Origin of the sequence: Saccharopolyspora elongata (assembly GCF_004348985.1) — a bacterium.
Taxonomy (GTDB): Bacteria; Actinomycetota; Actinomycetes; order Mycobacteriales; family Pseudonocardiaceae; genus Saccharopolyspora; species Saccharopolyspora elongata.
Genome location: NZ_SMKW01000056.1, coordinates 37,132 through 61,970, shown reverse-complemented (window position 1 = coordinate 61,970; position 24,839 = coordinate 37,132). Strand labels below are relative to the sequence as shown.

Below are 24,839 nucleotides of genomic sequence, written 5' to 3'. Positions count from 1 at the left end.
TCGTCGAGCGCACAATCGCCTGGTACCACGGCATGCGACGCCTCCGCATCCGCTGGGAACGCCGCGACGACATCCACGAAGCGTTCCTCGGCCTGGCCACCTGCATCATCTGCTACCGACACATCAAGACCCTTTGTTAGGAACCCTTAGGAGAAGAGATGATCAAGGACGAGCTCGTCCGAGAATCGATACCCGAACAGCGCAATCCATCCCTGGCGAGGTCGCTCGGACGGGTGGTGCTCGCCCTCGTGTTCACCGCAGTGCTGGTGTGGGCGGCGATCGTCCTCGCTGGCATCGCCCTTTCCGGTACTGAGCTGTTCGCCTTGGTGCTGGTGCTCTCCGCCGCATTCATCGCAGTCCTCGACGCCTGGAGGGAAGTCCGGTTCGGCGCGGCCGCGCGCCGTTCGTCGGAGGATTGTGGCGGAGATTCGGATTCCGGAGCCGGGAAATAGAGCCGTTTCCCGTTTCCCGTTGGAGGAGTCAACGGGAAACGGTGCGCCACCGGACAGTTTCGGATGTGCGCGTCATCCCGCCGGCGCGGCTCGTGAGTGCTTTGGATCGCTAGAGCGGTCCAAAGCACTCACGAGCCTCACACAGCGGGGATGGGCGGTTTCGCGATGAGGACGATTGCGTTGTTGGCCCAGCCCAGCGCCGCGTACAGGCCCCGGCCTTCGGTGCTGGCGATCAGGATGCCCGCCTTCGCTCCCCGCGCCATGGCTCGCTCCGCGAGCGCGCCCATCACCACGCTGCCCAGGCCGAGCCGGCGGTGCGCCGGGTCCGTCTCGATCCGGTCCGCGATCGCATCGGTGCCGATCACGGCCATGCTTCCGCGCGCCACCACGCCCGCGGACGGATGCCGCACCTCGGCCTCGACCACCGACCCTTCCACCGCTGCCACGCACTCGTACGGCGCCGGGCCTGCGCGTCGTGGATGCCCGCTCAGATCGGTGGTCATGAACCACTCCGGCTCGTCCGGCAGGCTCAGCCCCGCGTCGCGCACGATCGCCCTGACAGCGTCGGGGTGGTTGGTGGGCACGGTCAGCCACGTGGGAAGCGCGGCTGCTGCGGCCTCTGCGGCGAGGTTGCGCAGGGACTCCGGATCGTCGTCGGCGTGCAGGCGACGACTTCGTTGTGGCGGCCGGGCTTCCCGATCACGAGGTGCAGTCCGCCGCGTGCCTCCTCTGCCGGGCGAAACGTCGGGCCAGGCCCCAGCCCGCCTGCCAGCGGCGGACGAGGTCGGGCGTGATTCGCGCGGGTTCGGTCATGTCGTCGAGCAAATCACGCAGGCCCGACAGATTTCAGCTGCCCGGTTGTGCAGCGCCCATCGCTCCAGTGGCCTCGCCCCCCGAACCGGGAGCGAGGCCACTGATCACCGGGCCTTCGCGATCGCTTCGCGCACGGCCGGGACGATTTCGCCGGCCCAGCGGCCGAGGGAAACGACGTCCTGCGTTCCGCCGCCCGCCGAGAACAGCGTGCGGCGCGTCGACGTGAATGTCCTCTTGGGACGGACTTGCGGTGCCGCTGCGAGCGGGAACGCTGCCGTTCAGGCGGTGGGGCCGAACTGCTCGATGAAGCGGCCGGTGAACAGGTCCGCGCCCTTGTACTCGGCGACCATCGCGGCCGGCGCGGCGGTCGGGCCCTCGGGAGAGGGAAGCTGTCCGACACCGCCGCTGCGACCGAGCGGGAGCAGGATCGAGGGGAACGGCTCGGGAGCGTAGGTGGCCGCGGGGCGTTCTCCGCTCAGCTGAGCGGAGATGTTCTTGACGACTACCTCGGCGTGCCGCATCGCGTGGGCTGCCATCTTGGCCTCGGCGACGTCGGTGATGTCGCCGACCGCGTAGACGTGGTCGTGCCCCACGACGTTGAGGAATTCGGTGACGGGAACCTGGCCCTGCGGCGTGCGGGTCGTGAGCTTGCCGTCGGCGAGGTAGTCGCTGTTGGTGCTCGTCCCGTAGGCGCGGAACCAGATGTCGGCGGCGATCTCGTCGCCGCCGGTGGTGGTGGCGGTGAAGGCGCCGGTCCGGCCCGCCTCGGTGCTCGGCGCCGCCGCCAGGCCGGTGCCGAGGCGTACGTCGACACCGAGCGCGTCGAGCTGGCCGCGCAGGTCCTCGACCACCTCCGGCTCGAAGCCGGGGAGCAGCTCCTGGGCCGGGTCGACGATGGTCACGTGCTTGTCCGGCCAGGCGTCCTTGATCTCGCCGGCCAGTTCCAGGCCGACCGGCCCGGCGCCGAGGATCAGCACCTTGTCGGCCTGGACGAGTTCCTTGTTCGTCCGGCGGAGGTCGTCCAGCGCGTCGTCGACCGAGTTGGAGCCGGGCTTGGCCGGGTAGGCGTAGCTGGAGCCGGTGGCCAGGACCACGTAGTCCGCCGGGACGTGCTCGCCCGAGGCCAGGGTGACGCCGCCGGGGTCCACCGAGACTGCGCGGTCGCGGATCACCTCGCCGTGCGTGAGCAGCGTTTCGAAGGGGAAGAACATGTTGCCGGCCCAGTCGGGCCGGGTCAGTGCGCGCAACGATGCGGCCGCGTTGACGAACGCGTCCCGGGGGTCGATGAGGACCACGTCGGCCTCGGACTGCAGCGCCTTGGCGACCGCGGCGCCCCCGTAGCCTCCGCCGATTACCGCGACGGTACGACTCATGATTCCACGCTCCACAAAAAGACCGAGTTCGTAGTACGAACTGTAATAGTTCGTACTACGAACTCAACCGATTGTGTCGCGGGACACATCATTTGCGGCTCAGCTGTCGCGGGCGCCCTCGTCCGGTTCCATGAAGACCACCGGAACCTCGTTGCTCAGCACGACGCGGCCCAGCAGGTCGGCGAGCGTGTTGCGCTCCGCCGGGCTGAGGCTCGCCGGCAGCTCCTCGATCCGCCTGCAGGTCTCGGCGTAGAACTCGTCCGCGAGCTTGCTGCCCTGCGTGGTCAGCGCGACCCGCACCGCGCGCGTGTCCTGCGGATCCGGCTCGCGGCGGACCAGGCCGTTGCGCTCGGTGCGGTCCACCAGGCCGGTGAGGCTCGACTTGGCCAGCCCCAGCATCGCCCCCAGTTCGCTCATGCCGCGAGAGCACGACATCAGAACGCACAGCAACTGCCCCTGCTGCGGCGTCAGTCCGTATTCCCGGCCCGACTTGGCGTACACGGCATCCACCAGGAACGCGGACCGCACCAGTGCGGCCGCCATTCCCATCTGGCCATCTTCTTGATTGCCCACGCCGCCAGATTAACATCGAACGCCTTGATAATTCGTGCAACGAACTGCGTCTTGCGCGGGGATCGGCCGTCACTCGGGCGGGCGCTCGGCGGCCAGTTCCAGGATCCGCTCGGCCGCCACCGCGTCGGTGATGAGGGTCGTGACGATGCCGGAGCGCAGGACCGCGTCGATCGCTTCCGCCTTCGGTTCGGTGTAGCCGAGGGCGATCACCTCCGGGACCTGGCGCAGCTGCTCGTGGGTGATCGCCAGGACGTGGTGGGCCAGGCCGGTCGACAGGGCGTTGCCGTTCTCGTCGAACAGGCGGGCCGCGATCTCCGCCGTCGCGCCGCGCCGGCCGATCGAGTCCCGTTCGCTCGGGGTCAGCGCGTCGTACACCGTCGATTCGCCCGGCCGCCAGGCGCCGATGCTCACCACGGCCTTGGTCAGGTGCTGGAACTGGTCGAAGGTCTCCGCGATGCCCGGCTGCTTGCGCAGGATGTCGGTGGTCCGGCGGTCCGGCAGCACCAGCGGGCCGTAGATCGGGTAGGGGTCGCCGCCGCCGACCGCCGCGACCCGGCCCACCGTCTCCACCGACCGGTCGCGCATGTCCATGCCCGCCTGCACCCCGCACAACTGCACGATCGGGCACTTCGGGAGCGAATCGACGGCCTCGGCCATCGCGTTCACCGAACGCGCCCAGGCCAGGCCGATCACGTCGTCCGTCGTGGCGAGCTCGGTCAGCAGCTGCGCCGCCAGCGAGCCGATCCGGCGACGCAGCTCCGGCCGGTCTGCCTTCGATTCCGCTCGATTGAGCACCAGGACCCGGCGGAGCCCGTAGGCGGCGCGGACCTCGTCCGACATCGGCAGGTCCACCGGCACCGGCAGGTCGAACTCGATCCGGATGAGGCCGGTTTCCTGTGCCGCGGCCAGGATGCGCGCCGCTTTGAAGCGGCTGATCCCGAACTCCTCGGCGATCTCCAGCTTGGACCGGCCCTGGACGTAGAACCGGTGCGCGATCGACGCCGCAGTGATCGTGTCGGTCATCCGGATCCTCTTAGTGCTCATATGAGCACAATAGCTCGAAATTCGGCCCAAAGGTTGACGTATCTCGGCATGAAGTCCTTGAATGCTCCGCGTATTGCGGGACGCCCGCGATGAGATGTGCTCATATGAGCAGACAGGAATGGAGTGTCATGCGTGCCGCGATCATCGACCAGCCCGGTTCGATCAGGGTTGGCGACGTGCCGGATCCGAAGCCGGGGGACGGGCAACTGGTGATCAAGGTCGGTGCGTGCGGGATCTGCGGCACGGACCTGCACATCGCCGACGGCCACTTTCCACCCACGCCTTACCCGATCGTGCCGGGCCACGAGTTCGCCGGCGAGGTCGTCGAGATCGGCGCGGAGGTGCCGGGGGACTGGAAGGCCGGCGACCGGGTCGCGGTGGATCCCTCGCTGTTCTGCGGGTACTGCACGCCCTGCCGCTCCGGTCACGGCAACCTGTGCGCGAACTGGAACGCCACCGGCGACACCGTGGACGGCGCGTTCGCCGAGTACGTCGCCGTCCCGGCGGCCACCTGCTACCGGATGCCGGACGAGATGACCTGGCAGCAGGGCGCGCTGGTCGAACCGGTGTCGTGCACGGTGCACGGCGTCCGGCAGATCGGCGTCGAAGCGGGCGAGCGGTTCCTCGTGGTGGGCGCGGGCACGATGGGGCTGCTGATGCAGCAGCTGCTCCAGCGCGGCGGCGCGCACGTCACGGTGGTCGACCGCAACGAGGCGCGGCTGGGCCGGGCGAGCAAGCTCGGCGCGGTGGCGGTCGGCACCGACGTCGCCGAGCTCGACGAGCGGTTCGACGCCGCGGTCGACTGCACCGGTGCCGCGCCTGCGATCGAGGCGGCCTTCGACTCGCTGCGCCGCGGCGGCCGGCTGCTGGTGTTCGGCGTGGCCCCGGAAGAGGCCCGCGTGTCGCTCTCGCCGTTCCGGATCTACAACGACGAGATCAAGATCGTCGGCTCCATGGCGGTGCTCAACAGCTTCGGCGCCGCGCTGAACCTGGTGGCCTCCGGTGCGATCGACACCGCCGCGCTGCTCACCGACACCCTGCCGCTGGAGGAATTCCCCGCGGCGCTCGACCTGATGCGCAGCGGTGCCGGGCTGAAGGTCCAGGTGCTGCCGGGAGGCGTTGATGCATAGGCGAATGAGGAAGCTAGCGCTGCTCGCGTGCGCCGCGCTGCTCACGCTCACCGGCTGCGCCGGCGCCGGGGCGCTGGGCTCCGGCGGGCGGACGCTGGTGGTCGCGATCGTGTCGAACCCGCAGATGGAGGACGCGATCGCGCTGTCGGACCAGTTCGAGCGGGACAACCCCGGCATCAAGCTGAAGTTCGTGCAGCTGCCCGAGAACCAGGCGCGCGCCAAGATCACCGCCTCGACCGCCACCGAGGGCGGCGAGTTCGACGTGGTGATGATCAGCAACTACGAGACACCGCAGTGGGCGGCCAACGGCTGGCTGGAGAACCTGCAGCCCTACATCGACGGCAGCGAGGGCTACGACCCGGGCGACTTCATCCCGAGCATCCGGGACTCGCTGTCCCACCAGGGCTCGATGTACGCGGTGCCGTTCTACGGCGAGTCGTCGTTCCTGGCCTACCGCAAGGACCTGTTCGAGCAGGCCGGGCTGACCATGCCGGAACGCCCGACCTGGCAGCAGATCGCCGACTTCGCGGCGAGGCTCGACAACAAGGCCGCGGGCGTGTCCGGCATCTGCCTGCGCGGCAAGCCGGGATGGGGTGAGAGCCTCGCGCCCTTCACCACGGTCGCGAACACCTTCGGGGCGCGCTGGTTCGACGAGAACTGGAACGCGCAGCTGACCTCGCCGGAATTCCGCTCCGCCGCCGAGTTCTACGTGAACCTGGTGCGCGAGCACGGCGAGGTCGGCGCGTCGAGCGCGGGCTTCTCCGAATGCGGCACGCGCTACGGGCAGGGCCAGGCGGCGATGTGGTACGACGCCACGGTCATGGCCGGCACCAACGAGGACCCGGAGAGCAGCAACGTCGTCGGCAAGTCCGGCTACGTCGCGGCCCCGGTCGAGCGCACCGCCAGCAGCGGCTGGCTCTACACCTGGTCGCTGGCCATGCCGAAGGTCGCCGAGGACAAGGACGCCGCCTGGCGGTTCATGCGCTGGATGACCGACAAGGAGTTCGTGCGCAACGTCGGCACCACCTTCGGCTGGAACCGGGTTCCGCCCGGCTGCCGCCTGTCGACGTACCAGATCCCCGAATACCAGCAGGCCGCCCAGGCCTACGCACCGGCCACTTTGGACGGAATCGACCGCGCCCAGCAGCGCAACTCGATGCTGCGCCCGGTGCCGTACCCGGGAATCCAGTTCGTCGGCATCCCGGAGTTCCAGGACCTCGGCACGCGGGTCAGCCAGCAGCTGTCCGCCGCCATCGCGGGGCAGATCACGGTCGACGAGGCGCTCCAGCAGTCCCAGGAGTACGCCGAATCGGTCGGCGCGGCATACCGGGAGACCAGATGACCCAGACCGCCACGACACCTGTCACGATGCCCGCCCAGGTGCGCAAGCCGGTCGGCAAGTGGTCCGGCACCGCCTGGCTGCGCCGGGCCCCGCTGCTGCCCGCCCTGCTGTTCACGATCCTGGTCACGCAGATCCCGTTCGTGCTCACCGTGTTCTACTCGTTCCAGTCCTGGAACCTGGTGCGGCCGGGCTCCCGCCACTTCGTCGGACTGCGCAACTACGTCGACGTGTTCGCCGACAGCCAGTTCCGCGGCGCGATGCTGACCACGGTGCTGCTGACCGTGGTCTGCGTGCTCGTGGCGATGCTGCTCGGCCTCGGGCTGGCGTTGCTGCTGGACCGGCAGTTCGTCGGCCGCGGGGTGGTCCGCACGCTGCTCATCACGCCGTTCCTGATCCTCCCGGCGGCCGGCGCGCTGCTGTGGAAGACGACGATGTTCGACCCGACCTTCGGCCTGCTGAACTTCGTCTTCGGCGGTGACACCGACTGGCTGTCGGAGTTCCCGCTGGCGTCGGTGATGGCGCAGATCGTCTGGCAGTGGACGCCGTTCATGATGCTGCTGATCCTCGCGGGCCTGCAGTCGCAGTCCAAGGAGGTGCTCGAAGCCGCGGCGGTGGACGGCGCGGGCCGGTGGCGCATCTTCGCGTCGATCACCCTGCCGCAGCTGACCCGCTACCTGCAGCTGGCGATCCTGCTCGGCGCGATCTACATCGTGAACAGCTTCGACGCGATCTTCCTGATGACCCAGGGCGGCCCGGGCACCGCCAGCACGAACCTGCCCTACTACATCTACCAGCGCGCCTTCGAGGGCTTCGACATCGGGCAGTCCTCGGCGATGGGCGTCATCGTCGTCGTGCTGACCCTGATCGTGGCGACGTTCGCGCTGCGCTTGATGTTCCGGACCTTCGGCGTGAGCGAGGTGCGATGATGCGTGCCGGAAATCCGGCCGGCAGGTGGGCGCTGACGGCGTTCACCTGGCTGGTCGCCATCCTGTTCGTCTTCCCGCTGCTGTGGATGGTGCTCACGGCGTTCAAGCAGGAGGCCGACGCCTACACCGACCCGCCGCGGCTGGTGTTCACCCCGACGCTGGACCAGTTCGCCGGCGTCCTGGAACGCGGTTTCCTGCCGTACCTGGGCAATTCGGCGTTCGTCACGGTGGTGTCGACGCTGCTGGTGCTGCTGATGGCGGTCCCGGCGGCCTACGCGCTGTCGATCGCGGCGGTGCCGGGCACCCGGGACGCGCTCGGGTTCTTCCTGTCCACCAAGATGCTGCCGGTCGTCGCGGCGATCATCCCGCTGTACGTGATCTCGCAGAATCTGAAGCTGCTGGACAACGTCTGGGTGCTGGTCATCCTCTACACGGCGATGAACCTGCCGCTGGCGATCTGGATGATGCGCTCGTTCTTCCTGGAAGTGCCGAAGGAGATGGTGGAGGCGGGCCGCGTGGACGGCGCGAAGCTGCCGACGCTGCTGTTCAAGGTCATCCTGCCGGTGGTGGCACCAGGCATCGCGGCGACGGCGCTGATCTGCGTGATCTTCTCCTGGACGGAGTTCTTCTTCGCGGTGAACCTGACGGCGGCCCAGGCGGGCACGGTGCCGGTGTTCCTGGTCGGCTTCATCACCAGCGAGGGCCTGTACTGGGCCCAGCTGTCGGCGGCGGCCCTCCTGGCGTCGCTACCGGTGATGATCATCGGCTGGGTGGCCCAGAACCACCTGGTCCGAGGCCTCTCCATGGGAGCGGTGAAGTAACGCCTCAGCCGACGGAAGCCGATCGTGCAGTAAGCCGGGAGCGGCCCGGATCCATCCCGGACGGGGATCGGATTCGGGCCGCTGGGCTTTCAGTTGGTCATTCCATGGAATATTCCATCAATTTTCTTCGGCGGTTCCCGGATTTCCCGAATTGATTTCATGGGGCAATGGCCGGTTTGGCTTCGTCGGATGGGGGACAAAATTGCATCCGTTCGCAGGATTGAGGTTGCCGGGGTGGAGGTGTCCGGCCTGGGCTGATCTTCGGCTTAGAGAAGACACCAACGGGGCATTGAGGCTTGATCGTTGGTCGTGGCCTGGTCGTGACGGGTGACCTCGGTGCACCGGCCGCACCAAACTGTTATTCCATCGGGCGTAATTGACACTATTCGGACTAAACTGTTCGAGTGAAATGTAAAACTGATTCCTGTGGTGGTCCGATCTGTGACCAAAAATCGATAGCCTCCAGAATGCGGTAATGCGTTCGCTGCAATTCATCGGGAATTCTGGGGAGAGTCGTGGAGTCGCGACGAGTCGATCTCGAGGCGCTGCACCGGGCAGCAGACTCCTTGGAGCGTCAGGCCAACGCCATAAAGCGGGCACGGCGGGAGCACGCGCGACATCGCTTCTGCGGGCGTTCCGGTTCTGGGCGAGTGGTCGTGACGTGCCTGGGCGATGGAACCGTGACGAAGGTCGGGATCCAGGACGGTGCGCTCAGAGGCATCTACCCGGAGTTGCTGGCCGAGGAAATCGCGGACGCCATCGGGAGAGCTCGTTGCCTGGCGTCCGAAGCCGCCGTGCAGGCGTTCAAGAAGGTGGCTCCTGGCTTGGCGGGCGAGCAGTGATGGCATCGATGTACGAGATCGAGAACCTGCTCGTCGAGATCCAGCAGCGGACCGACGCGGCGAAGGCCGCGAGTCGGTTCCTGGCAACCGAGACCGTGACAGAGCCGATCGGCGGCGATCTCGGGACGGTGGTCGTGAGCGGGTACGGAGAACTCCTCGACATCACGCTGGTGCACGACAAACTCCGCTACACCACGGAGAACGCGCTTGGGGAGCAATTGCGAGCAGTTGGACGGGCCCCGCTTCCGAGGCGTACCTCGTCTACCTCGATCACGTGACGAAGGTCATGCAGGACACGGCAGTCCTGTTCGACCAGTTCAGCAACAAGTTGCTGGACATGAGGGATCACATCACCGAGGCGTACAAGATCGCCATCCTTCTGATCGGGAACACCGCGGCCGAGATCATCGCCGTGACCGGCGGGCTCCTCAACAAGATCGGCGAGCTCTTCGGCGTTGCCGACGAAGTGCTCCAAGCGCTGGCGAACTTCGTTCGCCAGCTGACGTCGACGGCCGAAAGGGTGCTCCAGTTGATGGCCGACTTCAGGCGGTCTGGAGTGACGATTGCGCAGGTTGCCGCGGATTTGAAGATCCCAGAACCGCTGCCCGAAGCCGCTGCGGACGCCAGAGATTGGAAGGTCAGGCCGAAATGAAGATCTCGTCCCTGCTGCGGTGGACGGCGGTAGCGGTGCTGCTCGGTGCGCTCGTGGCAGGATGCGCTGGAAACCCCGGCCTGGACCCGGAGAACGACCGGTTCAAGGCGCTCCCGCAGATCTGCGATCTGGTTTCCCCGCAGACGGCGATACAAGTGATCGGGGAGCGTTACCAGACCGGCGCGATAGCGGTCGAAACCGGCGGCTACTGCTTGTGGACGTATCGGGATCTGGGGTCCGAAGGTGCTCGCGCACTGGAACGAAAGCTGTCTCTGCACGTCAGCCTGCACCGAAGCACGGACTCCAGATCCGGCGCCGACGGTGCGCTGGAAGAACTCGACCGGCTCAGCAGGAGTTCGTCGAATCGGTTTGAGCGCGTGTTGGGCGTCGGTGAGTACGCGGTTCGAAGTACGACGAGTGATGGTGTCGAGTACATCATCGTCGTCGGAAACCTAAACCTGAAGATGCTTTTCACCGGAAGGGACGTGGATGCGGCGGGCAACACGGGCCCGATTCCCCAGGCCCAGGCCGTCGAACAGGCGGCCGTCCTCGCGCGAGAGGTTGGCGCCAACACGGCCAAGGCTTGAGGCCACAGCGGATACAACTGTGGTCGCGGTCGCCCGAGATCAGCTGCCCGTGATCGAGGCGTTCTTTTTGGCCGGAATTGATGGTCAATGCAGATTGATCAGGCGTCAGAGGGACTTGCGGAGGGCTTCGATGAGGTTGTTGGCCCTGGCGTCTCCGTGGCCGATCATTCTGTTGGCCACGTAGGCGAAGCCCACTCCGGATTCTTCGTCGCCGAATGCGAACTGGCCGCCCGCTCCGTCGTTGCCGAAGCTGGTTTCCCCCAGCATCGGGCGGAAGGACGGCGAGTCGAGCAGGAAGCCCGAGCCCCAGCGCGTTCCGGCGTCGAAGCCCAGCCAGCCCTGGCCGGAGGACACCTCTCGGACCGCGTCCGCCACGGTGGCCGGTGTGAGCAGCCGCCGGCCGCCGTCGATGCCGGTCACCGCCGCCGCGTACAGGCCGGCGAGGCCGCTCGCCGACGCCGTCGCGCCCGCGCCGGGCAGCTCCATGCCCAGCAATGCCGGGTCGTTCCAGCCGTGCGGTACGTCGACGCCGGGGAAGACCAGTGCGCCGTTCATCGTCACGATGCGGGTGAGCAGGTGCTCGGGTCCCGGCATCTCGGGGCGTCCTTCGGCCTCCACGAGCCGTGCACGGTCGTCGAACTCTTCGGCGGGCAGGCCGATCCAGGCCCGCAGGCCGAGCGGGTCGCCCACCGCCTGGCGGAAGTACGCGCCCGGGGTGAGGCCGGTGATGCGGCGGATGACCTCGCCGATGAGGAAGCCGAACACGTGGCCGTGGTACTCGTACGCCGTTCCCGGCTCCCACAGCGGCCGCAGTTCCTCGATGGCGCCGATCACCGGTTTCCAGGCCGCGATCTCGTCGAAGGCGAGCTCGTCGTCCAGCGCCGGGATGCCCGCCCGGTGCCCGAGGACCATGCGGCAGGTGATGGCCTCCTTGCCGTGCCGCGCGAACTCCGGCCAGTACCGCGCCACCGGGGCGTCGAGATCGAGGCGCCCTTCCTGCGCGAGGAGGTGCGCGCAGAGGCTCACGATCCCCTTCGCGCAGGAGAACACCGGCACGGCGGTGTCCTGCGCCCACGGCCGGCCGGTGCGCTCGTCGGCGACCCCGCCCCACAGCTCCGCCACCTTGCGCCCGCCGACGAACACCGTGACCGCCGCGCCGAGTTCGGGAAATTCGGTGAAGTTCCGCGAAAACGCGTCGGCGACGGCTCCGAAGCGCTCGTCGGCCCAGCCGTTGTGCTCCACCGCTGCCATCCTCTCGTCCTGGTGCCGCAGGCATGCGACCGGAGCACGGTATGGCATCGGGTGATCTTGGCGCGAACCATTTACCGAGCCGCCGACAGGCGCTGGGTTGGGAAAGCGAGGACGAGCGGTGGATATGTCCGCTTCGGACGGTCGACCGGTAGAACCCGTTGACCGACGACACCTCTCGGTCCCGGTTGCGGAGGATCCAGCGGGCGGCTTTCGACCGGACCGGCGGCATGTTCGACCTTCGCGAACGGCCGAAGCCACCAACGTTCTTCCCCTCCCGAACTCACCCGGTGCTCGCACAGCCGCCAGGCCGGGCGGTATCAATGGGCGGGTGAGCGAAGGTGGCGCGATCCGGGTGGCGGTGCTGGGGCCGATTCGGGCCTACGTCGGTGGATCGCCGATCGGCATCCCCGGTGCCCGGGTCCGCCTCCTGCTGGCCCGGCTGGCACTGGCCCGCGGTCGGCTGGTGCCCGCCGAGATGCTGATCGACGACCTGTGGGGTGCGGATTCGCTCGCGGACCCGGCCAATACCTTGCAGGCGCTGGTATCGCGGTTGCGCAAGGTCGTGGGCACTGCGGCGGTGGAGCTGACGAGCGGGGGTTACCTGCTCAGGGCCGACGTGGACGCATCGCGGTTCGAGGAGCTGGCCGCGCGGGGCCGCCGGGAACTGGCCGCCGACCACCCTGCCGCCGCCATCACCAGCCTCGGCACGGCGTTGGGCTTGTGGACCGGCCCGGCGCTGAGCGACCTGCCGGACGCACCGTTCGTCCGCGCGGCGACCGCGCGGCTGGCGGAGATGAGGCTGGCGGCCGCCGAGGATCGCTTCGAGGCGGCGTTGGGTCTGGGACGTCACGGCGAGGTGCTGGCCGAGTTGGAGGCGTCGGCCGGGGAACATCCATTGCGGGAGCGGCTGGCCGCGCTGCGGATTCGCGCGCTTCACGAGGCGGGGCAGCAGTCGGAGGCGCTCGCCGCGTACGAGAAGGTTCGCGGCGCACTCGCCGAGCATCTCGGTGTCGATCCCGGGCCCGAACTGCGGCAGATCCACCTGGCCATGCTGCGCGGCGAACTCGACCCGCTGGTGGCGCGCCCGAAACTCGTGCCCGGCCGGCTGCCCGCGCAGCTCACCAGCTTCACCGGGCGGGACGCGGAGCTGGGTTTGCTCGCCGGGCAACTCGCGGCCACCCGACTGGTGACGATCGTCGGACCGGGCGGCGTGGGGAAGACCCGGCTGGCCATCGAGATGGCGACCCGGCACCCGGCCCACGATCAGGGCCGGGTGTGGTTCGCGCCGCTGGCCGGTGCGGTGGACCAGGTCGCCGGGGCCGTGCTGGGAGTGCTCAGTGCCGCCGGCGCGCGTCTCGGCGGGGGACGGCAGGGGATGCTCGACCAACTGGTGGAGCTGATCGGCCCCGAGCCGGCGATGCTGGTGCTGGACAACTGCGAGCACCTGGTGGCCGCCGCCGCGGAGTTCGTCGACCGGCTTCTGGAACGGCTGCCGCGATTGACGATCCTGGCCACCAGCCGGGAACCGCTGGCGATCACCGGCGAGTCGCTGTGCCGGCTCGGCCCGCTGGAACTGCCGACGGGGACCGCCACGGCGGGTGACTCAGCCGCGGTGCGGCTATTCGTCGATCGGGCTCAGGCCGTACGGCCCGGCTTCGCGCTGGATGAGTCGACGGTGGGGTTGGTCGTCGATGTGTGCCGACGGCTGGACGGCCTGCCGCTGGCCCTGGAACTGGCCGCTGCCCGGCTGCGCTCGATGACCGCCGAGCAGATCGCGCACCGGCTAGATGACCGGTTCCGGCTGCTCACCTCGGGCAGCCGGACGGCGTTGCCGCGGCACCGGACGCTGCTCGCGGTGGTCGAGTGGAGCTGGGAGCTGCTGACCGAGCAGGAGCGGGTGCTTGCCGGACGGCTCTCGATCTTTCCCGGCGGGGCGACGGTGCCCGCCCTGGAGGCCATCTGCGCGGACGGGACGCTGCCCGCCGACGACGTCGTCTACGTGCTCGGTTCGCTGGTGGAGAAGTCCCTGGTGCAGTGGGACGGGCAGCGGTACCGGATGCTGGAGACCATCCGCGCGTACGCGAGCGAGCGGCTGGGCGAGCGGAAACCCTTCTCCGATCGGTTCATGCGGTATTTCCTGGCGTTGGCCGAGGAGCACGAGCCTCGCCTGCGGTCCCGGGAGCAGCTCGCCTCATTGCGGTGGTTCGACGCCGAGTACGACAACCTGCTGTCCGCGTTGCGTGCGGCCATCAACGACGGCGTCGCGGACACGGCGGCGCGGCTGGTCGGCTCGCTGGTGTGGTACTGGCAAACGTTGCGCTTCGACGCCCGGGCGGAGGGATTCGTGGCCGAGGTGCTCCGCTTCGGCGATGCCCTCCCCGGCCACAGCCGGGCCGCCCTCACCGCGCTGTACCAGCTGAACAGGAGCGATGGAACGACCATCAACCCCGAGCGGGTGCGCTCGGTCATCGAGGACTGCATCAGCACCGGCGCGCTGGAGCACCACCCGATGTTGTTGATGGTGACGGCCCCGATGGCCTACTTCATGGGACACGTCGAGCTGGCCGAGCGCCTGCTGCACGGGGCCGAAGATCATCCGGACCGAGGGGTGGCGGCCATCGCGGCCTGGGCGCGGTCGGTCTTCCGGAACGACCAGGGTGACTGGTCGGGCGCGGCTGCGGAGCGGGCACGGGCGCAGCGCGGGTTCGAGGAGGTGGGCGAGCGGCTCGGCCTGGCGTTCATCCTGGCCAGGGTGGCGCAGGACCACGCACTTCAGGGAGAGCACGATCAGGCGATCGCCGCCCTGGAGCGGTGCGTCACGCTCGCGGCCGAGGTCGGCTGGGCGGAGGAGGTCTCGTACCGGGCCCAGCTGGCGGCCCAGCGATTGCGCGCGGGCGACCTGGACGGGGCTCGGCGGGAGTTGGACACCGCCCTGCGGCAGGCGGTCGAGCGCGGCCAGCCGCACCTGCGGATCGAGCCACTGGTGGGCCTGGCCAACCTGCACCGCCGCGCGGGCGAACCGGACCGCGCCGAGCAGACGCTCCACCACGTGGAGTCGGTCGCTCACGGTCAGCCCAGTGCCGAGCAGGCCGCCGCGATGCTCATCACCCCAGTCCGGATGGCCGACCGGCTCGACACCGGGCAGCCTGCGACGGCGAGGGAGCTGCTGCCCTGGGTGGCGGCGGTGGCGGAATCGGCCGTGCGAGATCTGGCGGCACCGGGCGCGGAACTGCTCGCCCGGTTGCTGGCGCAGGAGGGGGACGCGGCCGGGGCGGCGACCGCGCTCGGCATGAGCCAGGTCATTCGCGGGACGTTCGACCGGGGCGATCCGGAGCTGCGCGAGCTGACCGACGATCTCACCGCACGGCTCGGCGCAACGGCCTACGCGCAGGCGTTCGACCGGGGAGCCGGGATGCCGCGAGCCGAGGCGCTTGGCCGGCTCCGCGCGCTCTGACACCTGCCGTCAGCCCGCTTTCAGACCCCTGTCAGCACGCCCGGACATCGTGGTCGGCACACGGAAGCAACCCGTGACCATCCCGATCGGAAAGGCATCGACATGGCAGGCAGCAGGCACGAGAAGGTGCAGGAGGCGCTGGAACGGGTGGTGGCCGAGGGCAGCGCCCCCGGCGCCGTCGCCGAAATCCAGGACGAGAACGGCACCTGGTTCGGTTCGGCCGGTGTGGCGGACCTGGAGACCGGCCGCCGCCGCGATCCCGGGGACCGGTTCCACACCGGCAGCATCAGCAAGGCGTTCACCGCCGCCGCGCTGTTGACGTTGGAGGCCGAGGGAAGCCTGAGTCTTGATGACACGGTGGACAAATGGTTGCCCGGCGTGGTCCGCGGTAACGGCAACGACGGCAGCAGCATGACCATCAGGCAGCTGCTCTCCAACACCAGCGGCCTGGGGATGACCGGCCTGAGCCCCGAGATCGTGCGCAGGTACCACACTCGGTCCGGGTTCGCCGAGAACCGGTTCTACGTCTGGACCGTCGACGAGTTGCTGCGGCTCCAGCTGTCCATTCCGCCGGTGTTCGCGCCGGGCGAGGGCTTCGCTTATTCGAATGGCGGTTTCCAGATCGCCGGCGCGATCATCGAGAAGGCGACCGGTCGCACCTATGTGGACGAAATCGACCGGACGGTCATCCAACCGCTCGGGCTGACCAACACCTACGCGCAGACCTTGGACGAGTGGCAGTTCCGGGGGCAGCACTGCAAGGCGTATTCGAAGGGACTGTTCGTCAGGGACGATGTCGATCCGGACACCCTCACGGCCGAGAACTACACGTCCCTCCTGGAGGGAACCGATGGCGATCCGCTCGACATCACCGACCGGACCTACTTCGAGGGGGCCGCCGGTTGCGTCGTCTCGACCACCGGCGACCTGCTCCGGGTCGCGGAAGCGCTGATAACCGGCTCCCTACTGCCGCCCGCGCAGCATCGTGCGATGTGGACAACGGGCCTCACCACGGACTGGATCCCCAATGCCCGGTATGGCCTCGGGGTGTCGCAATGGCCGCTGGCCGACGGCCGCCTGGCGCACGTCCTGTCCGGCATGACGGGAGGTACCGCCTGCGTCACCCTGGGCACTTCCGACGGTGAGCTCATCGTCTCCATGCACGTCAACGGCGACTGGAACTGGTACATGGCCTGCTACCAGATCGCCGAGGCGGCGTTCGGCTCTCCCTTCCTCGTGACTCAATAGCGCCGTTATCGCTGCGATTGCCCGCCGCCAGCTGCGGCACATGCTGCGTTGTCCGACGCTCACCCTGACGGCCGCCGGGGTTCCGGCGATCTTCCTGCTGCTGTTCGTCTACGCCGAGCACCAGCCGTTCACCCCGTTCATCGAGGCCCTGCGCGGGCTGCTGATGGGCACCCCGATCGGCAACAGCGCGATCCTCGCCATCGGCTGGTGCGCCGTGATCGCTCTGGGCGGCTACCTGTGGGCGAAGAAGCTCTACAACCGCGAACCCACCCGATGAGCTGCTTCGCCTTCGGGAAATCCGGTGAGGTTCCGCGAAAACGCCTCGGCGACGGCTCTGAAGCGCTCGTCGGCCCAAACCGGTGCCGCTCTCCCGCCGTTGCGCCGGCAAGCGACCGGAGCACGGTACGGCATCGGGTGATCTTGGCGCGAACCATTTGACCGAGACGCCGGCGGCCCGGGGGCCGGGCTTCGAAAGTGAGGACGAAGGTCCTGGCGAGCGGCGGCCGGGTCCGGGCATGCTGGCTTTGGTCGCCGCACCCGGACAACGTCGCCCGCCGCGGCGTTTTCGCTTGCTCGCGAGGAGGTTGATGATGAACGACATTCGGATCGACGAGCCGACGCGGTTTTGGTCGGTCCCCGCCACGGCGGGGCAGCAGGTGCCGGCGCCACGCGCGCCCGAGGCGCAGAGCGGGCGCGCGCGGCTCGTGATCAGCCGCGGGCCCGACGCGGGCACCGGGTTCACGATCGGCATGCCGCGCACCACGATCGGGCGCGGCCGTGACTGCGACATCGTGGTCGACGACGTCACCGTCTCGCACGTGCACGCCGAGCTGCGCGAGGAGGGCGGCCGGTGGGTGCTCATCGACGGCGGCTCGCTCAACGGCACCTACCTCAACCGGCTGCCGGTGGAGGCCGCCGTGCTGGCCGACGGCGACGAGATCTGGGTCGGCAAGGTCCGCTTCACCTTCCGCACCGACGCCTGAGCCGGCGAAGAGCACCGGGCAGCGACCCGGGTGCGCTCGTAGCCTGGACGGGTGGATGACACCCGGTCCGGCAAGACGACGGTGTTCCTGGTCGACGACCACGAGGTGGTGCGGGTCGGACTGGCCGACCTGCTCAGCGCCGAGCCAGACCTCGAAGTCGTGGGCCAGGCCGCCACGGCCGGCGAGGCGGAGGCCCGCATCCCCGCCCTGCGGCCGGACGTGGCCGTGCTCGACGTGCGGCTCCCGGACGGCAACGGCATCGAGCTCTGCCGGGAGCTGCGGTCCCGGCTGCCCGGGCTGAACTGCCTGATGCTGACCTCGTTCTCGGACGAGCAGGCCATGCTGGACGCGATGCTGGCCGGCGCCGCCGGCTACGTGGTCAAGAACATCAAGGGGATGGAGCTGGCGTCGGCGGTGCGCACGGTCGGATCGGGCCGGTCGCTGCTCGGCGAACAGGGCACCGCGGAGCTGGTGAACAAGCTGCGCGCCAAGCTGGACAGCGCCGCGGCGCTGCCCGACCTGACGCCCCAGGAGCGCATCCTGCTCGACCTCATCCGCCAGGGACTGACCAACCGGCAGATCGCCGACCGGATGTACCTGGCGGAGAAGACGGTCAAGAACTACGTGTCCCGGCTGCTGTCCAAGCTGGGCCTGCAGCGCCGGACCCAGGCGGCGGTCCTGGCCACCCAGCTGCACCACCGGCCGAAGCGGGCCTGAGGCCCGTCAGCTGCGGGCGGGCGCGTCGACCACGTCGTCCAGGGAGCGTCGCGGCGTCGCGGGCACCGGCGATCCGTAGCCGATGCGCAGCACGGCCTGCGGCCACAGGCCACCGCCGATGAGTTCGCGCAGCTCCTTGCGGGTGGTGGGCACCTCGACGATCTGGGAGAGGAACGAGCTCGACAACCCGGCGGCGGTGGCGGCCAGCAGCACGCGCTGCATCGCCATCCCGGCGTGCAGCTGCGCGGACACCCCGTCCTGGAACGAGCCGAGCACGCAGATCAGCGGCTCGGGCTCGAAGTCCTTGCCGGCCACCCGGGAGTTCGCCTGCCCGCTGCTGTAATCGCGCAGCACCCATTCGTCCTGCGGCTCCGGGATCGGGCCGCTGCTGCTCGCGGGCACCCCGTCGGGCGTCTCCGGGCCGCGGCCGGTCCAGTGCCGCAGCTCCGCCACGAACTCCGCATCCGCGAGCTGCGCGTCGTGCGCCTGCTGGGCCAGCGCCTGCAGCTTCGGCAGCTGTTCGCGCTCCGGGATCGCCAGCCACGCCCGCTCCGCCTCCGCAGCCTGCCGCAGCTGGCTGTGCAGCGACATCGGGACCAGGGTGGGCAGGAACGGCTTGCGGTTGGTGCGGCGCCGCGGGATCGCAGCCGCGAGCTCGACGTCGGTGGGAGTCGCCGGGCGTCGCCTGGCCGGGCGGACGATCGCGAGCAGATCCGATGCGCAGCGGTGCGGCAGCACGTTCACGTCCGGCTGCACGCCGGCCGCCCGGATCGCCAGCCGCAGGTTCAGCAGCGCCGCGCCGCAGGCGAGCAGGAGCTCGCGGTCCTCGGGGTCGGCCACCGGCACGGCGCGCGACCGGTCCGCGTGCAACGCGATGGCGTCGGCCGTGCAGTGGAATCGCCAGGGCTGGCTGTTGTGCAGCGATGGTGCGGAAGTGGCCTCGATCAGCACCTCGCGGACCTGGTCGACGGTCAGGCACCCCACTGCGCCGATCGGCGTGTTCATCGGGTCTCCCTCCGGTCGCCTGCTGCCAGCGTGCCGGTGGCGGGCGCGGCGAAACCAGAGTCGATCGTCACCACTGGCACCCGGTGCGAATCGGTCGGACGTGCCACAGTAGACGCGTGAGCAGGGCGGACGCGCCGAAACCCGGCGAGCCGCAGGACCCGTCGAGGTCGGTCGCGGACACGTTCTCCCGGTTGCGGCTGAGGGAGCTGTTGAACCAGGTCCAGGTGCGCATCGAGGAGATCATCGGGCTGCGCGACCGGATGGACGGCCTGCTGGCGGCGGTGCTCGCGATCTCTTCGGAACTAGAACTCGACGCGGCGCTGCGGCGCATCGTGCACGCCGCCATGGAGCTGGTCGACGCCCGCTACGGCGCCATCGGCGTGCTGGGACCCGGCGGGGAGCTGTCGCAGTTCGTGTACGAGGGCATCGACGAGCCGACGCGGGAGCGCATCGGCTCGCTGCCCACGGGGCACGGCGTGCTCGGCGTGGTCATCGAGGCGGACAAGCCGCTGCGGCTGACCGACATCTCCGCCCACCCGGCCTCAATCGGGTTCCCGGCGCACCACCCGCCGATGCGCGGCTTCCTCGGCGTGCCGATCCGCGCCCGGCAGGAGACGTTCGGGCGGCTGTACCTGACGGAGAAGCGCGGCGGTGGGGAGTTCACCGAGGACGACGAGGTCGTCATGCAGGCGCTGGCCGGCGCGGCGGGCATCGCGGTGGACAACGCCCGGCTGTTCGAGGAAGTCCGCCGCCGGGAGCGCTGGCTGGACGCCACCGGCGAGATCACCGCGGAACTGCTGGCGGGCACCGATCCCATCGACGCGCTGCAGATGATCGCCGAGCGGGCGGCGGAGCTCACCGCCGCCGACTACGCCCTCATCGCGGTGCCCGCCGCCGGCGAGGACGCGGCGGACGTGACCGACCTCGTCATCACCGTGTCCGTCGGGCTGGACATCGAGAACCTGGCGCACCGGACGATCCCGGTCAGCGGTTCCACCACCGGGCAGGTGTTCCGGGAGCGGCTGCCGCGCAACGTCTCGAACCTCGCCTTCGACATCACCGAGGGCAATGCCGTGCAGTTCGGTGCCGCGCTCGCGGTTCCGATGCGGGCCGACGAGACCACGTCCGGCGTGCTGCTCACCGCGCGCGAGACCGGGGCGCCGTGGTTCGACGAGAACCAGCTGCAGGTGGTGTCCTCGTTCGCCGACCAGGCGGCGCTGGCCCTGCAGCGCGCCGAAGCGCAGGCCGCCCGCCGGGAGCTCGACGTGCTGGCCGACCGCGACCGCATCGCGCGCGACCTGCACGACCACGTCATCCAGCGGTTGTTCGCCATCGGCATGGCGATGCAGGGCACGCAGCGCCGCGCGAAGATGCCGATCGTGGCCGCCCGGCTGACCGAGCACATCGACCAGCTGCACGAGGTGATCCAGGACCTCCGCGCCAGCATCTTCGACCTGCACGCCACCGGCGAGAGCGCGCTGCGGTTCCGGGCGCGGGTGCAGCGCGTCGTCACCGACGTGGTCGGCGACAGCCCGATCCGCATCACCGTGCGGATGGCGGGCCCGCTCGACGTGCTGCCGCCGAAGCTGGCCGAGAACGCCGAAGCGGTCGTGCTGGAGGCGGTGAGCAACACGATCCGGCATGCGCGGGCATCGGAGCTGTCGGTCGCGATCGCCCTGGACGACACCCTGTCGATCGAGGTGACCGACAACGGCATCGGCATCCCGGACGACGTCACGCCCAGCGGCCTGCGCAACCTCGCGGAGCGCGCGGACCAGCTGGGCGGGCAGTGCACGGTTCAGCCGCTGCCGAGGGGCGGAACCAGCGTGCGCTGGAGCGCCCCCCTGCGCTGATCGCAGTCCGCGGTTCGGGTGTGCCACAGTGGCTCAGTCTGTGCCATCGGTTGGTGCGTGATCTTCGTCTGGCGTTGGCGCCCGAGTTCAGGACTCATTCCAGAACACCTCCGCCTGGCTCATCCCGAAGGCTCCGGTGCCTGACTCCGGCGGCGATTTCGCGCGAAATCGCCAACCCGCCCCCACGCAGGGCGCCGCTTTCGCGCGAAATCGCCGCCCCGGGCGGTCACGTCTCACGCGTGCCCGCGCCATTCTGAAAAGACCCCTTGGGCAACTTCGGAACTTCCTTTTCGGGCAACCTGAGCTGCGGGTTCATCTGCTCTTATGCGCCTTCGTCGGGTACTCGTGGCAGCGAAGCGGGCCAACGTGGCTTGTGTTGGCATCATAATGGTGCCATAATGATGCCATCGAGTTGCTACGACGAAAGGAGGGGGCATGGCTGGGCGATCCGCCATCGCGGTCCGCGGGCTGCGGAAGTCGTTCGGGGACAAGGTCGTGCTCGACGGCATCGACCTGGACATCCCGCAGGGCAGCATCTACTCGCTGCTGGGCCCCAACGGCGCGGGCAAGACCACCACCGTGCAGATCCTGTCCACGCTCATTCGCGCCGACGCCGGGCACATCCGCGTCGCCGGGCACGACCTCGCCGACGATCCTGACGCGGTGCGCGCCGCGATCGGCGTCACCGGCCAGTTCTCGGCGGTCGACAACCTGCTCACCGCCGAGGAGAACCTGCTCCTGATGGCCGACCTGCACCACCTGCGCCGCCCCGTCGGCCGGCGGCGGGCCGCGGAGCTGCTGGAGCGGTTCGACCTGGTCGAGGCGGGCCGGAAGCCGGTCGTGACCTACTCCGGCGGCATGCGGCGGCGGCTCGACCTCGCGATGACGCTGGTCGGCGATCCGCGCGTCATCTTCCTCGACGAGCCGACCACCGGGCTGGACCCGCGCAGCCGCCGGACCATGTGGCAGATCATCCGCGACCTGGTGGCCGGCGGCGTCACGATCTTCCTGAACACGCAGTACCTGGAGGAGGCGGACCAGCTCGCCGACCGGATCGCCGTGCTCGACCACGGGCGGCTGGTCGCCGAAGGCACCGCGGCAGAACTCAAGCGCCGGGTCCCGGGCGGCCACGTCAGCCTGCGCTTCGCCGGTGCCGCCGAGCTCGCCACGGCGGCCCGGAACTTCCGCGACGTCGCCCGCGACGACGAAGCGCTCACCCTGCAGATCCCCAACGACGGCAGCATTCCGGCGCTGCGCGGCCTGCTGGACCGCCTCGACGCCGAGTCGATCAAGCCCGACGCGCTGTCCGTGCACACCCCCGACCTCGACGACGTCTTCCTCGCCCTCACCGGCCGCCCCGGCAACGAGAAGGAGCCGCTTCGATGAGCACCCTTTCCCACGCCGCGAGCGATTCGATGACGATGCTGCGCCGGAACCTGCTGCACGCGCTGCGCTATCCGGGCATGTCGTTGTCGGTGATCGGCATGCCGATCGTGATGATGCTGCTGTTCGTCTACGTCCTCGGCGGCGTGCTGGGCGCCGGGCTCGGGGCCGCGGCAGGGGGCGCCGGGTATATCGACTACGTCGCGCCCGGGATCATCCTGATGGCCGCGACGTCCGGGTCAGTGGCGGCGGCGGTGTCGGTCTGCGTGGACATGACCGAGGGCATCATCAACCGGTTCCGCACCATGGCGATCTCCCGGTCGTCGGTGCTGACCGGGCACGTGGTCGGCAGCGTGATCCAGACGATGATCAGCGTCGTGCTGGTCGTGCTCGTCGCGCTGCTGCTGGGTTTCCGGCCCACCGGCGGACCGCTGGCGTGGCTCGGCGCCCTCGGCCTGCTCGCGCTGCTGGCGCTCGCGCTCACCTGGGTGTCGGTCGCGATGGGCTTGGTCGCCCGGAGCGCCGAGACGGCGAGCAACGTCGGCCTGCCGTTGACGTTCCTGCCGTTCCTCGGCAGCGCGTTCGTGCCCACCGACTCGATGCCGGCCGGGTTGCGCTGGTTCGCCGAGCACCAGCCCTTCACCCCGGTCATCGAGACGGTGCGCGGACTGCTGATGGGCACCCCGGTCGGCGCGAACGCGGTGCTCGCCGTCGCCTGGTCGGTCGCGATCGCGCTCGCCGGCTACCTGTGGGCACGGGCGGCGTTCCGACGCGAACCCACCCGCTGATCAGGCCGGGACCAGGCCGCGGACGTCGGCGAGGAGTTCGAGCGAGCGGCGCCAGGCACCGCGGTCGGGCGCCGCGGACACGACGATCAGCTCGTCGGCCTGGGACCGCTCGGCGAACCCGTCCAGGTAGTCGTCGACCTCGGCGGGCGTGCCGACCGCCGTGTACTTGGCCATCTGCAGGACCTGCTGTCCGGCCGGGGAAGCGAGGATGGCGTCCGCCTCCTCCGGGGTGAATTCCCTGCCCTGGCCGAGCATTCGGGCCACCCGGTAGCGCTTCGCCGCCTGGAAGTGCTCCTCGGCCTCGTCGGTGGTGTCCGCCGCGATCACGTTGACCCCGGCGATCACGTACGGCTCGGCGAGCTGCGCGGACGGCTGGAACTCCTGCCGGTACAGCGAAACGGCGGCCTCCAGCGCGTCGGGCGCGAAGTGCGAAGCGAACGAATAGGGCAGGCCGAGCAGCGCCGCGAGCCTGGCGCCGAACAGGGAGGAGCCGAGGATGTACAGCGGCACGTTGGTCCCCGCGCCCGGCGTCGCGTTGATCCCGGGGATCCGGGTCTCGCCCGACAGGTATCCCTGCAGTTCCAGCACGTCCTGCGGGAACGCCTCGGCCGAGGACGGGTCGCGGCGCAGCGCACGCATCGTCTTCTGGTCGCTGCCCGGGGCCCGGCCGAGGCCGAGGTCGATCCGCCCCGGGAACAGCGTTTCGAGAGTGCCGAACTGCTCGGCGATGGTCAGCGGCGCGTGGTTGGGCAGCATCACGCCGCCGGCGCCGAGCCGGATGGTCTTGGTGTGCGCGGCCACGTGGCCGATCAGCACGCTGGTGGCCGACGACGCGATCGACGACATGTTGTGGTGCTCGGCGTACCAGATCCGCCGGTAGCCCAGCGATTCGGCGCGTTGCGCCAGGTCGACGCTGGCGGTGAAGCTGTCGGCGGCCGTCTCGCCAGGGCCGATGTGTGCCAGATCGAGAATGGAGAGGGCAACGGCCACGGCGGCATCAGCCTTTCAATCGCGTGCGACAGGCGCGAGGCAGTCGCCCCGCGCGGCAGGGATAACGGAACAGCCGCCCCGGTTATTCCGCGATCGCGCCGCAGGGCCGTGGGGCTCGTCACGCCTTGCGCGGTGCGCATCCTCACCGGCGGTGTGAGGTGAACGGCCCGTTCGCCTCGATGGGCGAGGTGAACAGGCCGTTCGCTCCTACCACCTGGAGATCCACGCCGGAGGTCAGCGGGTGAGGCCGGCCTTCTTGGAGCACACGGGCCAGGCCTTCGGGCCCTGCTTCTTGAGGACCTTCTCGGCGACCGCGATCTGCTGTTCGCGGGTCGCTTGGGAGGCCTTGGGGGCGTAGGTCTTGCCGCCGAACGCGGCCCAGGTGGACTGGGTGAACTGCAGGCCGCCGTAGTAGCCGTTGCCGGTGTTGGCCTTCCAGTTGCCGGAGCTCTCGCACTTCGCCACGGCGTCCCAAGTGGACGCCGAGGCGGCGCTGGCGGGGATGGCCGTGGCCAGGGGAGCGGCGGCGATCAGGCCGGCGAGCGCCACTCGGGCGGCGGTGCGGGCGGCGGTGCGTTTCGGGGTACGCGTCATGGGCGGTCTCCTGCTGCG

General features: G+C 69.6%; 24 protein-coding genes and 2 pseudogenes. 18 read left to right on the top strand and 8 right to left on the bottom strand.

The features are described 5' to 3' along the window. A pseudogene (locus E1288_RS49140) lies at window positions 1-140 on the top strand (IS5/IS1182 family transposase); the annotation flags it as partial. A gap of 18 nt (window positions 141-158) precedes the next feature. After that, window positions 159-452, top strand: a complete 294-nt coding sequence (locus E1288_RS32140; RefSeq protein ID WP_132491941.1) for a hypothetical protein — start codon at window positions 159-161, stop codon at window positions 450-452. Window positions 453-589: 137 nt separating this feature from the next. On the opposite strand, the gene E1288_RS32135 is transcribed toward E1288_RS32140, so the two are convergent. The 4 genes from E1288_RS32135 to E1288_RS32115 all read right to left on the bottom strand — a co-directional run bounded on the left by E1288_RS32135 (window position 590) and on the right by E1288_RS32115 (window position 4,234). Then, window positions 590-1,036: a GNAT family N-acetyltransferase gene (locus E1288_RS32135; protein WP_235883944.1), complete on the bottom strand. Its 447-nt coding sequence runs from the start codon at window positions 1,034-1,036 to the stop codon at window positions 590-592. Between the two features lie 507 nt (window positions 1,037-1,543). Continuing rightward, complete coding sequence (locus E1288_RS32125; protein WP_132491939.1) at window positions 1,544-2,638, bottom strand: NAD(P)/FAD-dependent oxidoreductase; 1,095 nt, start codon at window positions 2,636-2,638, stop codon at window positions 1,544-1,546. Between the two features lie 99 nt (window positions 2,639-2,737). After that, window positions 2,738-3,187, bottom strand: a complete 450-nt coding sequence (locus E1288_RS32120; RefSeq protein ID WP_132491957.1) for a MarR family winged helix-turn-helix transcriptional regulator — start codon at window positions 3,185-3,187, stop codon at window positions 2,738-2,740. A 93-nt stretch (window positions 3,188-3,280) separates the two neighbouring features. Beyond that, a complete protein-coding gene (locus E1288_RS32115) occupies window positions 3,281-4,234 on the bottom strand; it encodes a sugar-binding transcriptional regulator (protein ID WP_408014159.1) in 954 nt (317 codons plus the stop codon). 149 nt (window positions 4,235-4,383) lie between these two features. Between E1288_RS32115 and E1288_RS32110 the strand changes: the two genes are divergently transcribed. From E1288_RS32110 to E1288_RS32075, 8 genes are all read left to right on the top strand, one after another. Next, entirely contained in the window at window positions 4,384-5,385 is a 1,002-nt protein-coding gene (locus tag E1288_RS32110; protein ID WP_132491935.1) for a zinc-dependent alcohol dehydrogenase family protein, read from the top strand. A gap of 4 nt (window positions 5,386-5,389) precedes the next feature. Further along, a complete protein-coding gene (locus E1288_RS32105; RefSeq protein ID WP_132491933.1) occupies window positions 5,390-6,727 on the top strand; it encodes an ABC transporter substrate-binding protein in 1,338 nt (445 codons plus the stop codon). 26 nt (window positions 6,728-6,753) lie between these two features. Further along, window positions 6,754-7,653, top strand: a complete 900-nt coding sequence (locus E1288_RS32100; protein ID WP_235883947.1) for a carbohydrate ABC transporter permease — start codon at window positions 6,754-6,756, stop codon at window positions 7,651-7,653. Further along, complete coding sequence (locus tag E1288_RS32095; RefSeq protein ID WP_132491930.1) at window positions 7,650-8,474, top strand: carbohydrate ABC transporter permease; 825 nt, start codon at window positions 7,650-7,652, stop codon at window positions 8,472-8,474. The genes E1288_RS32100 and E1288_RS32095 overlap by 4 nt, the downstream gene beginning before the upstream one ends. Window positions 8,475-8,989: 515 nt before the next feature. Next, the gene (locus E1288_RS32090; RefSeq protein ID WP_165968373.1) at window positions 8,990-9,316 is read left to right on the top strand and encodes a YbaB/EbfC family nucleoid-associated protein; all 327 of its coding nucleotides are present in this window, start codon (window positions 8,990-8,992) and stop codon (window positions 9,314-9,316) included. Next, a complete protein-coding gene (locus E1288_RS32085; protein WP_132491926.1) occupies window positions 9,316-9,594 on the top strand; it encodes a hypothetical protein in 279 nt (92 codons plus the stop codon). The genes E1288_RS32090 and E1288_RS32085 overlap by 1 nt, the downstream gene beginning before the upstream one ends. After that, on the top strand, window positions 9,591-9,968 hold the full coding sequence (locus E1288_RS32080) for a hypothetical protein (protein WP_132491924.1): 378 nt from the start codon (window positions 9,591-9,593) through the stop codon (window positions 9,966-9,968). Before E1288_RS32085 ends, E1288_RS32080 begins: the two co-directional genes overlap by 4 nt. Beyond that, on the top strand, window positions 9,965-10,555 hold the full coding sequence (locus tag E1288_RS32075; RefSeq protein WP_132491922.1) for a hypothetical protein: 591 nt from the start codon (window positions 9,965-9,967) through the stop codon (window positions 10,553-10,555). The genes E1288_RS32080 and E1288_RS32075 overlap by 4 nt, the downstream gene beginning before the upstream one ends. Before the next feature lie 105 nt (window positions 10,556-10,660). Here E1288_RS32075 and E1288_RS32070 read toward each other — a convergent pair whose 3' ends face one another. Then, the gene (locus E1288_RS32070) at window positions 10,661-11,854 is read right to left on the bottom strand and encodes a serine hydrolase domain-containing protein (protein ID WP_207954672.1); all 1,194 of its coding nucleotides are present in this window, start codon (window positions 11,852-11,854) and stop codon (window positions 10,661-10,663) included. A 280-nt stretch (window positions 11,855-12,134) separates the two neighbouring features. Here E1288_RS32070 and E1288_RS32065 point away from each other — a divergent pair, with 280 nt between their 5' ends. The 5 genes from E1288_RS32065 to E1288_RS32045 all read left to right on the top strand — a co-directional run bounded on the left by E1288_RS32065 (window position 12,135) and on the right by E1288_RS32045 (window position 18,208). Then, entirely contained in the window at window positions 12,135-15,260 is a 3,126-nt protein-coding gene (locus E1288_RS32065) for an ATP-binding protein (RefSeq protein WP_235883943.1), read from the top strand. 102 nt (window positions 15,261-15,362) lie between these two features. Beyond that, window positions 15,363-16,508 carry a serine hydrolase domain-containing protein gene (locus tag E1288_RS32060; protein ID WP_132491920.1) on the top strand — a complete coding sequence of 382 codons (1,146 nt, stop codon included), beginning with the start codon at window positions 15,363-15,365 and terminating at the stop codon, window positions 16,506-16,508. 40 nt (window positions 16,509-16,548) lie between these two features. Then, the gene (locus tag E1288_RS32055; protein WP_328592514.1) at window positions 16,549-16,785 is read left to right on the top strand and encodes a hypothetical protein; all 237 of its coding nucleotides are present in this window, start codon (window positions 16,549-16,551) and stop codon (window positions 16,783-16,785) included. A gap of 313 nt (window positions 16,786-17,098) precedes the next feature. Continuing rightward, window positions 17,099-17,491, top strand: coding sequence for an FHA domain-containing protein (locus E1288_RS32050; RefSeq protein ID WP_235883942.1), 393 nt, complete (start codon window positions 17,099-17,101; stop codon window positions 17,489-17,491). Window positions 17,492-17,542: 51 nt separating this feature from the next. Continuing rightward, window positions 17,543-18,208, top strand: a complete 666-nt coding sequence (locus tag E1288_RS32045; RefSeq protein ID WP_132491916.1) for a response regulator transcription factor — start codon at window positions 17,543-17,545, stop codon at window positions 18,206-18,208. A 6-nt stretch (window positions 18,209-18,214) separates the two neighbouring features. Here E1288_RS32045 and E1288_RS32040 read toward each other — a convergent pair whose 3' ends face one another. Continuing rightward, window positions 18,215-19,213: an Acg family FMN-binding oxidoreductase gene (locus E1288_RS32040; protein ID WP_132491914.1), complete on the bottom strand. Its 999-nt coding sequence runs from the start codon at window positions 19,211-19,213 to the stop codon at window positions 18,215-18,217. Window positions 19,214-19,329: 116 nt separating this feature from the next. Here E1288_RS32040 and E1288_RS32035 point away from each other — a divergent pair, with 116 nt between their 5' ends. The 3 genes from E1288_RS32035 (at window position 19,330) to E1288_RS32025 (ending at window position 23,237) form a co-directional block, all read left to right on the top strand. Next, window positions 19,330-21,066 carry a GAF domain-containing sensor histidine kinase gene (locus E1288_RS32035; RefSeq protein WP_132491912.1) on the top strand — a complete coding sequence of 579 codons (1,737 nt, stop codon included), beginning with the start codon at window positions 19,330-19,332 and terminating at the stop codon, window positions 21,064-21,066. A gap of 435 nt (window positions 21,067-21,501) precedes the next feature. After that, window positions 21,502-22,452, top strand: a complete 951-nt coding sequence (locus E1288_RS32030; RefSeq protein ID WP_132491910.1) for an ATP-binding cassette domain-containing protein — start codon at window positions 21,502-21,504, stop codon at window positions 22,450-22,452. After that, window positions 22,449-23,237 (top strand): ABC transporter permease, encoded by a 789-nt coding sequence (locus E1288_RS32025; protein WP_132491908.1) that lies wholly within the window; start codon window positions 22,449-22,451, stop codon window positions 23,235-23,237. Before E1288_RS32030 ends, E1288_RS32025 begins: the two co-directional genes overlap by 4 nt. Here E1288_RS32025 and E1288_RS32020 read toward each other — a convergent pair whose 3' ends face one another. Further along, window positions 23,238-24,227, bottom strand: a complete 990-nt coding sequence (locus E1288_RS32020) for an LLM class flavin-dependent oxidoreductase (RefSeq protein ID WP_132491906.1) — start codon at window positions 24,225-24,227, stop codon at window positions 23,238-23,240. It abuts the gene before it with no gap. A gap of 246 nt (window positions 24,228-24,473) precedes the next feature. Then, window positions 24,474-24,821, bottom strand: a pseudogene (locus E1288_RS32015) (transglycosylase family protein); the annotation flags it as partial. Window positions 24,822-24,839 lie beyond the last annotated feature (18 nt).

Bases quoted from the DNA above. Each gene is read 5' to 3' on its own strand.
- E1288_RS32070 (WP_207954672.1), bottom strand. From the start codon at position 11,854: ATGCCATACCGTGCTCCGGTCGCATGCCTGCGGCACCAGGACGAGAGG.
- E1288_RS32115 (WP_408014159.1), bottom strand. From the start codon at position 4,234: ATGACCGACACGATCACTGCGGCGTCGATCGCGCACCGGTTCTACGTC.
- E1288_RS32085 (WP_132491926.1), top strand. From the start codon at position 9,316: ATGGCATCGATGTACGAGATCGAGAACCTGCTCGTCGAGATCCAGCAG.
- E1288_RS32105 (WP_132491933.1), top strand. From the start codon at position 5,390: ATGAGGAAGCTAGCGCTGCTCGCGTGCGCCGCGCTGCTCACGCTCACC.
- E1288_RS32055 (WP_328592514.1), top strand. From the start codon at position 16,549: ATGCTGCGTTGTCCGACGCTCACCCTGACGGCCGCCGGGGTTCCGGCG.
- E1288_RS32040 (WP_132491914.1), bottom strand. From the start codon at position 19,213: ATGAACACGCCGATCGGCGCAGTGGGGTGCCTGACCGTCGACCAGGTC.
- E1288_RS32125 (WP_132491939.1), bottom strand. From the start codon at position 2,638: ATGAGTCGTACCGTCGCGGTAATCGGCGGAGGCTACGGGGGCGCCGCG.
- E1288_RS32050 (WP_235883942.1), top strand. From the start codon at position 17,099: ATGAACGACATTCGGATCGACGAGCCGACGCGGTTTTGGTCGGTCCCC.
- E1288_RS32095 (WP_132491930.1), top strand. From the start codon at position 7,650: ATGATGCGTGCCGGAAATCCGGCCGGCAGGTGGGCGCTGACGGCGTTC.
- E1288_RS32120 (WP_132491957.1), bottom strand. From the start codon at position 3,187: ATGGGAATGGCGGCCGCACTGGTGCGGTCCGCGTTCCTGGTGGATGCC.
- E1288_RS32060 (WP_132491920.1), top strand. From the start codon at position 15,363: ATGGCAGGCAGCAGGCACGAGAAGGTGCAGGAGGCGCTGGAACGGGTG.
- E1288_RS32100 (WP_235883947.1), top strand. From the start codon at position 6,754: ATGCCCGCCCAGGTGCGCAAGCCGGTCGGCAAGTGGTCCGGCACCGCC.
- E1288_RS32075 (WP_132491922.1), top strand. From the start codon at position 9,965: ATGAAGATCTCGTCCCTGCTGCGGTGGACGGCGGTAGCGGTGCTGCTC.
- E1288_RS32110 (WP_132491935.1), top strand. From the start codon at position 4,384: ATGCGTGCCGCGATCATCGACCAGCCCGGTTCGATCAGGGTTGGCGAC.
- E1288_RS32140 (WP_132491941.1), top strand. From the start codon at position 159: ATGATCAAGGACGAGCTCGTCCGAGAATCGATACCCGAACAGCGCAAT.
- E1288_RS32025 (WP_132491908.1), top strand. From the start codon at position 22,449: ATGAGCACCCTTTCCCACGCCGCGAGCGATTCGATGACGATGCTGCGC.
- E1288_RS32030 (WP_132491910.1), top strand. From the start codon at position 21,502: ATGGCTGGGCGATCCGCCATCGCGGTCCGCGGGCTGCGGAAGTCGTTC.